We start from the raw sequence: 15,091 nt of genomic DNA, 5'->3' as shown, positions 1-15,091 counted from the left end.
AAGATTCCAGTTTATTCACTGGGATATTTTTGCGGGATGCCGCAATAATTTCCACTAAACATTATTTACAGAAAAATAAAAATTTTTAAAATGCGCTCTCACGCTATTTCCCATTTATTGTTGAAAGCCATTTACAATCTTTACATCCCATATGTTTACCGCGCAAAAACCGAAAAACAGGCAAAAAAAGACACCCTTAGCCAAGAGCGCCTTACAACGATTCCTTAATGACATTTTTGTCGATATCAATCAATTCCATATAGCCTTTCCCCCACTCATACATGGCATCAAGAATAGGCATCAGGCTTTCTCCTTGCGGGGTCAAGGAATATTCAACCTTCGGCGGGACAACCGGATACACTTCCCTGTGAACAATCATATCCTGCTCAAGCTCTCTCAGCTGATTCACGAGGATCTTCTGCGTAATATCAGGAATCAAAGCTTTCAATTCATTAAAACGTTTTGTGCCTTCTTTTCCCAAATGCCACAAAATGAGCATTTTCCATTTGCCGCCGATCACCGCAAGCGTTAATTCCTTCTCACAATTAAACCTTTTGTCGTCCATCCGGCTCAAAAGAAATCCCCCCTTAGTATCCTTTTTGTATGTTAGATACGTATCATCACTTACTTACTTTTTGGCAGACTCTTTTTCATTATACTCACTCATAAAACCAAGCGAAAGAAATCTGATTGCCTCTTCTCACAGTATCCTCCAAGTAACTAGTTGACTTCAAAGTGCCTACTTCTCAGCTGAAGAGGGAACCTATAGAATGAAAAATAATTCGAATAAGGGAGTGGATCAACAATGGAATTACAGCTGGCATTAGACCTAGTAAATATCCCGGAAGCCATCGAGCTTGTCAAAGAAGTGGAACAATACATCGACGTGGTTGAGATCGGAACACCGGTTGTCATTAATGAAGGCCTTAGAGCCGTTAAAGAAATAAAAGAAACATTTCCGCAATTGAAGGTCCTGGCAGACCTGAAAATCATGGATGCCGGCGGATACGAAATTATGAAAGCGTCGGAAGCTGGGGCTGACATCATCACCGTTTTAGGGGCTACAGACGATGCAACAATTAAAGGCGCAGTAGAAGAAGCCAAAAAACAGAAGAAGAAAATCTTAGTGGACATGATTAACGTGAAAGATATTGAATCCCGTGCGAAAGAAATTGACGCACTCGGTGTTGACTACATCTGCGTCCACACTGGTTATGATCTTCAAGCAGAGGGCAAAAACTCTTTCGAAGAATTAACGACCATCAAAAATACCGTAAAAAACGCAAAAACCGCAATTGCGGGCGGCATCAAACTTGATACACTGCCAGAAGTGATCAAACAAAACCCTGACCTTGTCATTGTTGGGGGCGGAATTACAAGCGCAGCCGATAAAGCAGAAACAGCTTCAAAAATGAAACAGCTTATTGCCCAAGGATAAATAAAATGAAAACGACTGAATACGTAACGGAAATTCTCAATGAATTACACCGTTCAGCGGCTTATATTTCTAATGAAGAAGCTGATCAGCTTGCCGATCACATTCTTTCGTCCAATCAAATTTTCACTGCGGGCGCGGGGCGGTCTGGCCTGATGGCAAAATCCTTCGCGATGAGATTGATGCACATGGGCTTTAACGCTCATATTGCCGGTGAGGTTCTCACTCCGCCGCTCCGCAAAGGAGACCTCGTCATTATCGGCTCAGGATCAGGCGAGACAAAGAGCCTGATCAATACAGCAGCCAAAGCAAAAAGCTTACACGGAATTGTTGCCGCTTTAACCATCAATCCGGATTCGAGCATTGGAAAACAATCGGATCTCATCGTCAAAATGCCTGGCTCTCCTAAAGACCAGTCAAACGGAAGCTATAAAACGATGCAACCTATGGGTTCATTATTTGAGCAAACATTGCTGCTGTTCTATGATGCAATAATTTTAAAACTCATGGAGAAAAAAGGACTCGATTCTGAAACCATGTTCACTTACCACGCAAACCTTGAATAGCGTCACACAGCCGGCCTGGAGATCAGGCCGGTTTTAATATCCCCTAAAATAAAACTTTACACCCAAAAACCCGATAAGTAATATGACCTACAAACAAACAGAGGGAGGAATTATGTTGAAAAAACAAATAAAGCTGAAGCTTGGAACTAAAATTCTCAGCTTGGTCTTCGCAGTTATTCTATTGTTTTCTCTATCAGTCGGCGCCGTAATGCTAAAAGACATTACAAGCAGCATGAAAAAAATGGCCACTGAAAAAGCCAAAGGCGATCTTGCTTTAAGCAGCACGTATATTGATGACGTGATTTTAGGGAACTGGGAGGTAAAAAACGATAAGCTGTATAAAGGCGAGACACAAATAAACGGAAATGAAGAAATTGTTGATCTGCTTGGCAAAAAAACAGGTGATACCGTAACGATTTTCCAAGGAGATACTCGGGTCGCAACCAACGTAATGAAAGACGGCGAAAGAGCTGTCGGCACTCAAGCTTCTGCTGAGGTCACTGACGCTGTTTTAAAAAACGGGAAGCAATTCTACGGACAAGCAGATGTGGCAGGCTCCTCTTATCAAACAGCATATATGCCCTTAAAAGATAAGGAAGGCAACATTATCGGTATGCTGTATACAGGAGCCAATCAAAGCATTTTAGCATCGCTTACCCAATCGCTGTTCACTCAATTCGCTATCGTTCTTGCTGTAGTTATTATTATATCTGTCATCCTTGTTTTGCTTTTCACCAGAAGAATCAACCGGCGGCTGAACGTATTAAAATACGCCTTTGAAAGCGCCGGAAACGGAGATATGACAATAGAAGTTTCAGACAAGTCCGCTGATGAGTTAGCAGAACTGAGTGTCTACTATAATAAGATGAGAATGAAGCTGAATCAGACAATCCAAACGGTACAGCAATCCGCCCTTCAGCTTGCATCAGCCTCTCAGCAGCTTTCAGCCGGAGCAGAAGAAACCAATCAAGCCTCCGAAAAGATCACAGAAGCTGTTCAGCAAATTGCAAACGGTGCCAAGCATCAAATCACACGAATCGAAAACAGTGAAAAATCACTGGAGCAAACAACAGCTGACATACGGCATATTTCTTCAAATACTGCTGCCATTGCTGAGAAAGGACAGCTTGCGCAATCAAAAGCAGACATTGGCCAAAATGAAATTTCAAATGTTCAGGCACAAATGGATACCATTCACCATTCGATTGAAAAAAGCGGAGAGATCATTCAGCAGCTGGACGGCCGTTCTAAACAAATTGAACAAATTTTATCCGTTATCACCCAAATTGCCGATCAGACAAACCTGCTTGCTCTTAATGCAGCAATTGAAGCTGCCCGAGCCGGAGAACACGGTAAAGGCTTTGCCGTTGTTGCTGATGAAGTTCGCAAATTAGCAGAGGAATCTCAACGGTCTGTCGGACAGATTTCCAAATTAATCGCTGAGATAAAAAATGATATGACTGAATCTGCGCAGTCTGTTGAACATGTGAAAACAGAAGCTGCTGAAGGTGTAAACATGATTCACCGCACCAGAGACGCATTTAAAGAAATTGCAGCCGCAACAGATGAAATCACTGCGGAAATCAGCGATTTATCAGCATCTGTTACCAACATTTCAGCAAGTACGCAAAAAATCAATGAATCCTTTGCCGCCAATACAACAGACATTAAAGAATCAACAGAGAGTACCCGGCAGGCGGCAGCTTTAACAGAAGAGCAATTTGCCGCTATGGAAGAGATTACTGCAGCCTCAGAAACGTTATCTCAATTGGCTGAAGAGCTTACCGGTATCATAAGCCAATTTAAAATGATTGATCAACCTTAAAACAGCCTATAATCTAGTATCAATATTTCAATTTGATAACGTTATTTTTTTAAAAATGAATATTTCGATCTGCTAAAATTACGATTTCTGCAATAAACCTAAGGCAAAACAAAAAATTTTAATCTTTACACCCAGCCCTTTCTGCATTACTCTTGGAGCAGTTTTAAAGTTGCTGACGCGGGAGGTGATCATCACGAATGGACATTATAAAAACTTTACTTCTCGTAATAGTCGTCATAGCAGCTGCAGCTGTTGGCCTGATTAAGGGAGACTTTTTCTCAGACGATCAAAAAACGTCTCAAACAGAAGAATATGACGAAACACTGGCCTTCCCTTCTGAGCGTTACCCTGAGACAGCAAATCATATCAAGGACGCAATAAGTGAGGGGCATTCAGATGTGTGCACCATAGACAGAGACGGAGCTGAGGAACGCCGCGAACAATCATTAAAAGACGTACCTTCCAAAACAGGGTATGACCGAGATGAATGGCCAATGGCCATGTGCAAAGAAGGCGGTGAAGGGGCTTCTGTAGAATATATTTCTCCCGCTGACAATCGCGGCGCAGGCTCCTGGGTCGGGCATCAGCTGACCGATTACCCTGACGGCACAAAGGTTTTATTTACGATTCAGTAAACAGTTAAAAGAGGAGGAACAGCACATTGATCAAATCATGGAAGCCGCAAGAACTGACGGTTTCATATCATCAATTTACTGTATTTCAAAAGGGTTCCGCACCGCCAGTCATCGATTGGACAGATGAAGCAATTGAAAAAGGATATGCGGAAGCGGACGAAGCCATTTCGTTTGAGGCACAGCGAAATTCAAAGGTATATATTCTTTTGCGCCTTAACAGTTCAGAAACAGTAGCATCCTATGAAAAAAAAGTGACTGTTCCTTTTCACGTCACAAATGACGGAATTGAAGTTGAAAGCATCATGTCCAAACGGCTCTCCTTTGACCTTCCTAAAGGGGACTATCAATTTACATGCTACACTGTACCGGCTGAGCTGTCAGATCTGCATGCTGACACTTACATCATTGATGCTGTTTCAGTCTAATGAAAAGCCCTGAGAGGAATACTCTCAGGGACTCTTTATATATTTGCTCCATTTTTCTTAATAACGTCCTGATACCAATAAAAGCTTTTTTTCTTCAATCGTTTTAAGTCATGTTCATTCTCTTCGTCACGATTCACATAAACAAAGCCGTATCTTTTTTGATAACCGTTCAGCCAGCTTAACAGATCAGTAAATGACCAGCTGCAATATCCAATCAAATCGACTCCATCACTAATGGCCTGTCTGCATTGCTCAAGATGCGATTGCAAATAATCAATTCTATAATCATCATGTATAGTGCCGTCTTCAACTTTATCGAATTCTCCTAAACCGTTTTCTGTAATAAACACAGGAAGCTGATAACGTGTCGTAATACGGCGAAGCCCGATACGCAATCCTACCGGATCAATCGTCCAATCCCAGTTGCTCGTTGTTAGGTTAGGATTTTTCTTAGTTTTAAATAGTCCCGGCATCCCTGTTTCCTGATTGGTCCCTTTTTGTCCCGTCGTATTCATTTTCCCTTCTGAGACACCGTCGAGCGGATTTCGTTCGTAAGTAATCGTTTGATAATAGTTGACACCTACAAAATCCGGCTTCCCTTTGGCAAGCAGCTCCATATCACCCGGTTCGACTGTCGGCGCCCATCCCTGTTTTTCTAAATAGCGGAAAGGAATTTGCGGGTAGGTTCCCCAGCAGTACATGTCCAGCCACCAATTATTCATAAATTCTTCAGCATTTTCAAATGCCGTAATGTCCTCTGGATGACTGGTTAAAGGGTATGCGGGAGAATAAGCAAAGCTTGGTCCTATTTTGCCTTCGGGCACATATTTTCTGAAGGACTCAATGGCTTTCGCATTTGCCAGAAACGCAATATGATTTGCTTCGTAAAATCGTTTTCTGTCCTTCACGCCAGGCGGATGCATAGCTGTTAGAAAGCCGTGATTAAAATTGTAGTTTTGTTCATTTAACGTTACCCAATATTTCACTTTCTGCCCAAAGCGTTTATAAAGAGTAATGCAGTAATGATTAAAATCCTCTATGATGTTTCTCGACTCAAATCCGCCATACTCGTCCATAAGCGCCTGAGGCAAATCCCAGTGATATAAAGTCAAAACCGGCTCAATGTTATGAGAAAGCAATTCATCAATCAGGTTATCGTAAAATGCCAGACCGGCTTCATTGATTTCTCCTTTTCCTTTTGGAAAAATACGCGGCCAACTGACAGAGAATCGATATGCCTTCAGCCCCATCTCAGCCATCAGAGCGACATCTTCCTTATAACGGTGATAATGGTCAACTGCAACATCACCATTGGTGCCCTTAAACGTTTTGCCGGGGATTTTCGTAAACACGTCCCATACAGAAGGGCCTTTGCCATCTTCGTTCCAAGCTCCTTCAACCTGGTAAGCTGCTGAAGCCGAGCCCCATAAAAAATGTTTCGGAAAAGATTCTGGATGTTGATGGATCATTGTGTTAATCACTCCTGAAATATTTGATAAGCCTATCATAGGCTATGAAACGCGTTTCATAGCAACACGATGTTAATCCCGGAACAGCTCAGCTAATATTTTCTCTCTTTGTTCAATAAAATATCTGGTTAACTGAACGTGTTCAGTGCTTTCGTATTCTGTATGATGAATACTGCCCCCGTCAAAGCTGAAAATGTCAGCATTCGGATAACCCAGCAAAATTGGAGAGTGAGTGGCAATGATGAACTGTACATTTCCGCCTTTCACTAAATCGTGTATGACTCTCAAAAAAGCTAACTGCCGTGAGGGAGAAAGAGCAGCTTCAGGTTCATCTAAAAGATAAATGGCTTTTCCTTTAAAACGATGTTGGAACAGCGACATAAAAGACTCACCATGCGATTGCTTGTGCAGCGGCCTTCCGCCATAGGAGAGATATGGCTGCGGAGCATCCCGTTCCACTTCATCAAGATGAAGAGAAAGCTGATAAAACGATTCTGCTCTTAAGAAAAAACCATTTGTGATCTTAGGAAGCCATGATAAACGTATGTAATCTCCCAAATGAGAGTCTGACTCCTGCAATTCATAGATATTATTACGGCTGCCGCCCGCTGTATTAAATTCACACTTATCAGCAATTGCTTCAAGCAACGTTGATTTCCCCGAGCCATTTTCTCCGACAAAAAAAGTCACTTCTCTGGTGAATGAAATGTCGTGTAATTGACTTACAGCAGGGATAGTGAATGGGTATCTGTTAAAGGACGGGATCTTATCTCTAAGGAGTGTTACTCTTTTTAAAAACATAGCTTCTCCTCTCGCGTTAAATGAATATATTAAGTAAAATCTTTTGAGCCATAAGAATGCGTTCTCATATTCCAAATTATATATTATATTGTCAGTATATTCTTTTTAACGATAATGAAAAAGCACCCAACCTTAATTGGATGCTTACAGCCTAATGTCTCTTTTCAAATTTATGCGGATGAGGATGAGGCTTCGGAACAAAGCCGTTTTGTTTCATCATTTCAAAGTGTTTGACCATGTGATTTTTGATGTGATCTCCTCTTTCTTTAGGCAGAACTCCGTATTCTACATACTTTGAGATGACATCCTTGCGTTTTTTTAATATATCTGCTTCCAGCTGTTCAATTTCTTTCTTTTGCTGTTCAGTCAGTGTAACGTTTGCAAGCGGCTGCTGATTCTGTTTTTCCCCTGCTTCCGCTGTGCCAGTTAAAGAAATAACAGCCGCGGCAATGAGCATTCCGATGATATTGACTTTCACTTTTTTCATCCAGTTTATTCCTCCTAGCTTTTTTCATATATTTTGCTTCTTTTTGGTTTTTTATGTATACAAAATAAAAAGAGCGAACCACTATTCGCTCTTTCTGATCTGTTCGTCCGTATATAGTTCTTCTTCTCCCGGTGATGCGTAAGTCACGTATGTTCCTGCGATAAAATCATGCAGCGTCCGTTTGTCTTCTCTCAGCCCAATCATAAAAAGGCTGACAATTAAGCCAAGCCCGAAGGTTATGCCGTAAACCAGGCCTGCAATGATGACTCGCATAATCATGGTTACCAGGACGACCTGTGACCCGTCTTTTTTTACGATTCTGATTCCGCAAATCCTTTTTCCGATGAGATAGCCTTGCCAAAATACCGGCAGCAAAATAGAGTACAGCAAAACGACCAGGCTGATGATCATGCTGTCGTTCGGGTCTTTTCCTGTGATCAGCCAATAGATCAACAAAAGGGGCACCGAGACAATAATGTAATCCAGTAATGAAGCTCCTAGTCTGATCTAAAATCCGGCCGGTTTATAGTTCTTCATGTAACTCCCCCATTATGGTTTCAATATGACTTTGATGTTGCCGTCTTCTTTCTTATCGAATATATCATATGCTCTAGGGGCATCAGCAAGACTTAATTTGTGCGTAATGATATCAGTAGGATCAATTTCTTGCTGATCAACCATTTGATACAGCATCGGCATCAGATGAATGACCGGTGCCTGTCCCATTTTGACAGAGACATTGCGGGTGAAGAAATCGCCGAGCGGAAAACCGTCCGCTTGAGAAATATATGCCCCTGTCAGCTGAACTGTGCCGAACTTTCTGACTGCTTCAGACGCGGTGAGAATCGGGCTGATGGTTCCGAATTGGTTCGGTTTTTCAGACGCTTTTTCTTTCGAAAGCGGGGTCCCGTCCATTCCGACACAATCAATAACGACATCCGCTCCGCCGTCCGTTTCATCATAAAGAAGCTTCCCGATCTCATCATGTTCTGTAAAGTTGAACGTTTCCACGCTGTTTGTCCGTTTTGCATGCTCCAGTCGATGAGGAACTTGATCAACGGAGATGACGCGTTTCGCTCCCTTCATCCAAGCGAATTTTTGCGCCATTAATCCAATCGGCCCCGCTCCCAGAATCAAGACGGTATCGCCTTTTTTCACTCCGCTGTGCTCCACGCTCCAATATGCTGTCGGCATCACGTCGGATAGAAACAAGACCTGTTCATCCTTAAGCTCACTGTCGGCAGGAACTTTGAAGGATGAAAAATCAGCAAACGGCACCCGCAAGTATTCAGCCTGTCCTCCGGGAAAATTGCCGTTATCTTCAGAGAAACCAAATAAACCGCCGGCATCGGTATGCGGGTTTGGATTTGATTCGTCGCACTGGCTCTCCATTTGATGCTTGCAATAAAAGCATTCGCCGCACCCAATGTTAAACGGAATCACGACACGATCGCCTTTTTTTAGTGATTGAACCTCGCTTCCGGTCTCTTCAACTACTCCCATCGGTTCATGTCCGATAATATAATCCGGCGCAGCCGGAATCCCGTTTTTATACAAATGTAGATCAGAGCCGCAAATACCTGTTGCCGTAATGCGGATAATAGCATCTCTTGCATCCTGAATCCGGGGAGCTTCAACCTCTTTCACTACCACATGCTCTTTCCCTTGGTGTGTCAGTGCTTTCATCCTTGGCCAACTCCTTTTTTATGACTCCTTCCCTTCCCGGCTGCTTTTAAACTCGCAGCTTCATTTGTATACACAATTCGAACTTTTTGAAAACGCCATCAACATATTGCAACCCCTTATGTTCAATGCTATCTTTTTAGTTGATTAACAGATTGGGGGAAACATAGGTGAAATCATGTAAACAATCAAAAGCCGTTATCTTTAGCTTTACAATGGCTTTCTTTCTTATATTGGCAGCCTGTTCCGGCAAAGATGAAGCCGGTTCCAAGGATACAGGCTGGGAGCAGATCAAAGAAAAAGGAAAAATCGTCGTTGCTACGTCCGGCACACTTTATCCTACGTCCTATCATGATACCGATTCAGGTAAGGATCAACTGACAGGCTATGAGGTTGAAGTTGTTCGAGAAGCGGCTAAGCGTCTCGGGCTCAAAGTCGAGTTCAAGGAAATGGGCATCGACGGGATGCTGACAGCGGTGAACAGCGGCCAGGTTGACGCTGCCGCCAATGATATAGATGTGACAAAGGACCGCGAGAAGAAGTTCGCGTTTTCTTCTCCTTATAAATATTCATATGGCACAGCCATTGTCCGAAAAGATGATTTATCAGGGATTAAAACACTGAAAGATTTAAAAGGGAAAAAAGCGGCTGGCGCAGCGACAACTGTCTATATGGACGTTGCCAGAAAATACGGCGCCCAAGAAGTCATTTATGATAACGCGACCAACGAGCAGTATTTAAAAGATGTTGCCAACGGCCGCACTGATGTCATCTTAAATGACTATTACCTGCAGACACTGGCACTCGCGGCATTTCCGGATCTTAACATCACGATCCATCCTGACATCAAGTACATGCCGAACAAACAGGCCCTTGTCATGAAAAAAAGCAATACTGAGCTTCAGAAACAAATGAACGAGACGCTGAAAAAGATGAGCAAGGACGGCACTTTGACAAAGCTGTCGAAACAATTCTTTAATAAAGCGGATGTATCAAAGAAACTGGATATCGACGTTCAAGACGTTGACCTGTAATCAGACGCCATGATGTACAGCATTCAGTGGGAATATATTTTCAACACACAGCTGGCGATTGAATCGTTCCCTTATGTCATAAAGGGTATAGGGTACACGTTGCTTATTTCTTTTGTCAGCATGTTTGCGGGAACGGTGATCGGGCTGTTTATATCGCTCGCCAGAATGTCTAAGATTGCCCTGCTGAGATGGCCGGCGCGTCTTTACATTTCTTTTATGCGCGGCGTTCCGATTTTGGTGATCCTGTTTATCCTTTATTTTGGATTCCCTTATATCGGCATTGAATTTTCTGCCGTTACGGCCGCTTTGATCGGCTTTAGCCTCAACAGCGCCGCTTATATTGCGGAAATTAACCGTTCAGCCATTTCATCCGTTGAAAAAGGGCAGTGGGAAGCCGCATCCTCGCTCGGTCTTTCCTATTGGCAGACGATGAGGGGCATCATTTTGCCGCAATCGATCCGTATTGCGCTGCCTCCGCTCGCCAATGTATTGCTCGATTTGATCAAGGCATCCTCGCTCGCCGCGATGATTACGGTGCCGGAATTGCTCCAGCATGCGAAAATTATCGGGGGCCGAGAGTTTGATTACATGACCATGTATATTCTGACCGCGCTCATTTATTGGGCCATCTGCTCCGTTGCGGCGGCTTTTCAGAATATCCTTGAGAAGAAATACGCACATTATCTTTAAACAAACGTTTCATTAAAAAAAGCCGCTCCGCAGGAGACGGCTTTTTCCTATTGATTCAGCTTCCATTTAAATGGATCTTCAAACAGCGACCAATCGGAATCAAACTCATATTCAGTCAGCAAACATTGATCCAGCTCCTTCGTAATGGCGTCTTCATCCAAATCTGTTCCGATAAACACCAGCTGCGTCAGACGGTCTCCGAATTCCGGATCCCAATCCTCTAATATTTCCGGCTCCTGCTGTTTGATTTGCTCCTGCTCAAGCTTCGGCATTGCCGCCACCCAATAGGATACCGGCTCAATCGTTACGGACGGGCCGGCTTGGGACATCAAAAGAGCGAGGCTGTTATGCGATGCGCACCAGACGATACCTTTGGCGCGGACAACATTTTTAGGCATTTGATCCATCCAGTGATAAAAGCGCGTTGAATGAAATGGCAGCCGTCTTTTATAAACAAATGAAGAAATGCCGTATTCCTCGGTTTCCGGGGTATGGGCTGCATGGCCTGCCGTCAGCTCTCTTATCCAGCCGGCAGATCCGCTCGCTTCCTCGAAGTTAAATAGCCCCGTATGTAAAATCTCCTGCGGCTTGACGTTCCCTTTGACAGCACGAATGAATTTAGCCCTTGGCTGCAGGGTACGAAGGACTTTCTCAAGCTGTTCAAGCTCTTGCTCGCTGACTAAATCACATTTATTTAAGATCAGAACATCGCAAAACTCAATTTGATCGATTAACAGGTCGGCAATTTCTCTTTCGTCTTCTTCCCCAAGTGCTTCTTTGCGGTCCAGAAGGCTGTCACCCGACTGATAGTCATGCCAAAAACGGTTCGCATCGACCACTGTCACCATCGTATCTAACTCACAAAACTTGGTGAGATCGATTCCCAGCTCTTCGTCAATATAAGAAAATGTCTGGGCCACCGGGATCGGTTCGCTGATTCCCGTCGATTCGATTACGATATAATCAAACCGTCCGTCTTTTGCCAGCTTCTCCACTTCGACTAACAAATCCTCGCGAAGTGTGCAGCAAATGCAGCCGTTTGACATTTCCACTAGCTTTTCATCTGTTCTGGAAAGCCCGCCTTCCTGCTTGACCAGCCCCGCGTCAATGTTTACCTCGCTCATGTCATTTACAATAACGGCTATTTTTAAGCCTTCGCGATTTTGCAAAATGCTGTTGAGCAGTGTTGTTTTTCCCGCGCCAAGATAGCCGCTTAGTACTGTAACCGGAATTTTTTTCATTGTGATCATACCCTCTCAAAATAGAATCATTACGATTTAAATGCCGTATGTGTAATGGTGAATGCAGCTTTTCGCGCCCCAGAAATATTTCTCGCTGTCGGCCCGATTTCAAGTTCCGCAAAGGCACCCATCACGTATAACCCGTTCCCCCATTGCAAATCCTTGCCGACAATCGGAAAGCCGCAGCCGGCAAAAGGCAATTGCTCTGCTTGCGCTGCTTTTTGAACCCACTCGAATCGGCTGATGTCAGAGGCAAAGCCTGTTGCCAGCGCGATATGTTCGAATGTGTATGACGATTCATTTTTCTTCAGCTGTATCTGCAGCCGGCCGTCAGCTGTTTTTTGACATGATATCACTTCATCCTGAATGACCTTTATCCTGCCCTCTTCTCTATAGACAGCAAGCTTTCTTGAGATGTCCTTCGGGAAGGAGCCGCGATGTCTGGCATTTGTGATCCATTGTCTTCTCTTTTGATAGTCTGGCGTTTTGCTGAATCTTTTCATATACTTCGGGCCAAGCCAGCCCGGATCACTGTCAAAATCATAGGTGCGGAACGGATGCCTCACGAACATCGTCACGTCGCGCCCGTCATCTGAGAGCTTTATGGCGTAATGAGCCGCCGTGATCCCTCCGCCCACAACCGCCGCTTTTACGCCTTCCTGTTTTAACCCTTGCACATCCCTGTCAAACACATGATAAATGCCGTCATTCTGAAATGCTGTGCCCACTCCGGCCAGCAAGGCTGTTGTGAAAAACTCATGGCTAGTACAACTCTTTCGCCCCTGATTGTTTCGGAGGCATCTGTCCTCACTTCCCACAATCCGTTTTTTCTTCTCAAGTCTGTCACCATGCCTGTCTTCCACGCCTGATCAATATGTATCTCATCCAATACAGTTTCACAATGCTGATTAAAAAGCGATAAAGAGGGACGCTTATACCTCCCGAAGAATACCTCCGGCCACTGGCTTTTATCCGCATACGTTTGCAGGCTGAACGGCTCGGTATCCATGTGATGGACCGGTGGAGAGCGTAAATCATTCATCCGAATGCGGGCCGTATTTCGCTTCCAGCACTCAAGGGGCTGTTCATGAGGATCAATGACCGCAAGATCCTGGATAGGCACCTTTCCGCTCTTCACCAGATGCACAGCCAAGGTCGATCCTTGAATTCCGCCGCCGATGATAAGCCATTTATACATAGGAGTAACTCCTTTCTGCACAAAACGTAATTATTACGATTTAAATCGTATGTTCTTTTTTCCTTTTTGTCAACTGCTTTCTATTCAGCTGATCACAACTTTTGTGTGTTCAGGTATGTTTTCGTATATCCATTTCGCATCTGGAATGGATAGTCTGATACAGCCATGGGATGCTTTTGTCCCTAATTTTTTTGCTTCCTTTTCAATGACTTTTTTGTCCTTTGTCATGGGTACGCTGTGAAAAAGAAATTCTCCATGGTTTTTCCATGAGACCCAGTATTCCGCCCCTTCCTGATATCCTTCAGAGAAAAACCATTCTCCCCGTTCAGGCTCGATATGAAATGTGCCTTTCGGTGTGGAATCATCATGGGTTTGATCGAGTCCTGATGAAACGATCATGGTATAGATGGTTTTGCTTCCGGCATTGATATAAGCCTTCTGCTGTTTCACGTCCACATCAATCCAGACATTTTTCAGCTGCTTGATATCGGGGTATTCTCCGCCGGAAGGCTTTGTCCAATCAATGCTTGTTTTCTCTGCCGCTATGTGTTTGTCTGTTTTCTTCATTTGAGCTCCCGGTTTCTCGTCCGCATGATAAGAACAGGCTGACAGCAGAATTGCCGGCGCAAAAACAGCAATTAATAAGAATGAAAGTTTCATAGTCATTCCTCCTGTTTCGAAAACCTAAGCTTCGCATAGGCATCGTGCAGATGAATTGATTCTTCATTTCTGCATTCAATATCAAAGGCCGACACCCATTCAAGCTCATATAAGTCTGCTGCAATGAGACGGGCCAGATCCTCAACAAATCTGGGATTTTCATATGCGGTTTCCGTTACGGCCTTTTCATCCGGCCGCTTTAGCACCGGGTGCAGTCTCGCGCTGGCATTTGATTCTGCAACGTGAAGCAAATCGGCTTTTACATCGACTGGGAGCAGTGCCGTTGGATGAATATCGGCCAAAATGCTGACCGTTCCCCTCTGATTGTGGGCACTGTATTCACTGATTTCCTTAGAGCAAGGGCAAAGAGTCGTTACTTTCGCCGAGATACCGGCCCGCTGTTTAAACGGCTGATCTTCGTGATAGGTGACAGACATCAACATCTCAGCATGCATCAGCCCCGCTTTCCCAAGCATTGGACTCTTTCTTTCGAAATACCATGGAAACCGCACTTCGACGCAAGCCGAGATTTGATCCATGTTTTCTGCAAGCTCTTTCGTAAATTGCTGAAGAGAAGAAAATGTGAGAATCCAGCCGTTTTGATGATAGCGTTGGAGCTGCTCTGTTAATCGGCTCATATTGATGCCTTTCTGATTCCGCTGCAGGCTGGCGGTCATGGTAAAATTCGCTGCTGTCGTTTGCTGACAAGGCTTCATCGCTGAGGCAACAGTGACCGGGTGAGACACATTGGTGACACCTACTTGCTGAATATCAAAAAAATAGTCTTTTCTGATATTCTGAAGATCCTTCATGTTCTCCTTTTCCACAGGCTTTTGCCCTTTCACGGGACTGACCGACCCAAAATATTGAAGACGCTCCGTTTTTTCCGGGAGCAGAATGTGTTGTTCCAATCAGAAAACTCCTTCCGTTTTAAATCGTAAT

General features: G+C 44.0%; 18 protein-coding genes. 7 read left to right on the top strand and 11 right to left on the bottom strand.

What is annotated here, in order from left to right; translation table 11 throughout:
- Positions 1-211 precede the first annotated feature (211 nt).
- Positions 212-574: a transcriptional activator HxlR gene (gene hxlR / locus KXD37_RS16570; RefSeq protein WP_003241118.1), complete on the bottom strand. Its 363-nt coding sequence runs from the start codon at positions 572-574 to the stop codon at positions 212-214.
- 231 nt (positions 575-805) lie between these two features.
- On the opposite strand from hxlR, the gene hxlA reads away from it, so the two are divergent.
- The 5 genes from hxlA to KXD37_RS16545 all read left to right on the top strand — a co-directional run bounded on the left by hxlA (position 806) and on the right by KXD37_RS16545 (position 4,886).
- Positions 806-1,438, top strand: coding sequence for a 3-hexulose-6-phosphate synthase (gene hxlA, locus KXD37_RS16565; protein WP_003224929.1), 633 nt, complete (start codon positions 806-808; stop codon positions 1,436-1,438).
- A gap of 5 nt (positions 1,439-1,443) precedes the next feature.
- The gene (hxlB, locus tag KXD37_RS16560) at positions 1,444-2,001 is read left to right on the top strand and encodes a 6-phospho-3-hexuloisomerase (RefSeq protein ID WP_101863966.1); all 558 of its coding nucleotides are present in this window, start codon (positions 1,444-1,446) and stop codon (positions 1,999-2,001) included.
- Between the two features lie 112 nt (positions 2,002-2,113).
- Complete coding sequence (tlpC, locus tag KXD37_RS16555) at positions 2,114-3,826, top strand: methyl-accepting chemotaxis protein TlpC (protein ID WP_095714427.1); 1,713 nt, start codon at positions 2,114-2,116, stop codon at positions 3,824-3,826.
- Between the two features lie 197 nt (positions 3,827-4,023).
- The gene (gene nucA, locus KXD37_RS16550; RefSeq protein WP_024120178.1) at positions 4,024-4,461 is read left to right on the top strand and encodes a DNA-entry nuclease; all 438 of its coding nucleotides are present in this window, start codon (positions 4,024-4,026) and stop codon (positions 4,459-4,461) included.
- A gap of 26 nt (positions 4,462-4,487) precedes the next feature.
- Positions 4,488-4,886 carry a competence protein ComJ gene (locus KXD37_RS16545; protein WP_255004793.1) on the top strand — a complete coding sequence of 133 codons (399 nt, stop codon included), beginning with the start codon at positions 4,488-4,490 and terminating at the stop codon, positions 4,884-4,886.
- 35 nt (positions 4,887-4,921) lie between these two features.
- Here the strand turns inward: KXD37_RS16545 and KXD37_RS16540 are convergent, their stop codons facing one another.
- The 5 genes from KXD37_RS16540 to KXD37_RS16520 form a co-directional block, all read right to left on the bottom strand.
- A complete protein-coding gene (locus KXD37_RS16540) occupies positions 4,922-6,355 on the bottom strand; it encodes a glycoside hydrolase family 1 protein (RefSeq protein WP_255004795.1) in 1,434 nt (477 codons plus the stop codon).
- 72 nt (positions 6,356-6,427) lie between these two features.
- A complete protein-coding gene (locus KXD37_RS16535; RefSeq protein ID WP_106021062.1) occupies positions 6,428-7,156 on the bottom strand; it encodes an AAA family ATPase in 729 nt (242 codons plus the stop codon).
- 151 nt (positions 7,157-7,307) lie between these two features.
- Positions 7,308-7,643: a YckD family protein gene (locus KXD37_RS16530; protein WP_101863959.1), complete on the bottom strand. Its 336-nt coding sequence runs from the start codon at positions 7,641-7,643 to the stop codon at positions 7,308-7,310.
- Positions 7,644-7,724: 81 nt separating this feature from the next.
- Positions 7,725-8,150, bottom strand: a complete 426-nt coding sequence (locus tag KXD37_RS16525) for an RDD family protein (protein WP_198098571.1) — start codon at positions 8,148-8,150, stop codon at positions 7,725-7,727.
- 42 nt (positions 8,151-8,192) lie between these two features.
- Positions 8,193-9,329, bottom strand: a complete 1,137-nt coding sequence (locus KXD37_RS16520) for a zinc-dependent alcohol dehydrogenase (RefSeq protein ID WP_255004798.1) — start codon at positions 9,327-9,329, stop codon at positions 8,193-8,195.
- Between the two features lie 167 nt (positions 9,330-9,496).
- Between KXD37_RS16520 and KXD37_RS16515 the strand changes: the two genes are divergently transcribed.
- Positions 9,497-10,360 carry a transporter substrate-binding domain-containing protein gene (locus KXD37_RS16515; protein ID WP_127696010.1) on the top strand — a complete coding sequence of 288 codons (864 nt, stop codon included), beginning with the start codon at positions 9,497-9,499 and terminating at the stop codon, positions 10,358-10,360.
- Positions 10,361-10,369: 9 nt separating this feature from the next.
- Positions 10,370-11,050 (top strand): amino acid ABC transporter permease, encoded by a 681-nt coding sequence (locus KXD37_RS16510; RefSeq protein ID WP_026014657.1) that lies wholly within the window; start codon positions 10,370-10,372, stop codon positions 11,048-11,050.
- A gap of 47 nt (positions 11,051-11,097) precedes the next feature.
- Here KXD37_RS16510 and zinU read toward each other — a convergent pair whose 3' ends face one another.
- From zinU to folE2, 5 genes are all read right to left on the bottom strand, one after another.
- On the bottom strand, positions 11,098-12,291 hold the full coding sequence (gene zinU, locus KXD37_RS16505) for a zinc metallochaperone ZinU (protein WP_255004799.1): 1,194 nt from the start codon (positions 12,289-12,291) through the stop codon (positions 11,098-11,100).
- Between the two features lie 29 nt (positions 12,292-12,320).
- Positions 12,321-13,019 (bottom strand): lysine N(6)-hydroxylase/L-ornithine N(5)-oxygenase family protein, encoded by a 699-nt coding sequence (locus KXD37_RS16500; RefSeq protein ID WP_223203905.1) that lies wholly within the window; start codon positions 13,017-13,019, stop codon positions 12,321-12,323.
- A complete protein-coding gene (locus KXD37_RS16495) occupies positions 12,956-13,489 on the bottom strand; it encodes an FAD/NAD(P)-binding protein (protein ID WP_223203904.1) in 534 nt (177 codons plus the stop codon). The genes KXD37_RS16500 and KXD37_RS16495 overlap by 64 nt, the downstream gene beginning before the upstream one ends.
- 84 nt (positions 13,490-13,573) lie before the next feature.
- Positions 13,574-14,149, bottom strand: a complete 576-nt coding sequence (locus KXD37_RS16490; RefSeq protein WP_106022567.1) for a L,D-transpeptidase — start codon at positions 14,147-14,149, stop codon at positions 13,574-13,576.
- A 2-nt stretch (positions 14,150-14,151) separates the two neighbouring features.
- A complete protein-coding gene (gene folE2, locus KXD37_RS16485; protein WP_038954144.1) occupies positions 14,152-15,060 on the bottom strand; it encodes a GTP cyclohydrolase FolE2 in 909 nt (302 codons plus the stop codon).
- Positions 15,061-15,091 lie beyond the last annotated feature (31 nt).

This window comes from Bacillus sp. XT-2 (assembly GCF_025696525.1).
In the GTDB taxonomy this organism is placed as follows: domain Bacteria; phylum Bacillota; class Bacilli; order Bacillales; family Bacillaceae; genus Bacillus; species Bacillus halotolerans.
Note: the sequence above shows the minus strand (reverse complement) of the source record. Positions and strands in the feature narration are given on the sequence as shown.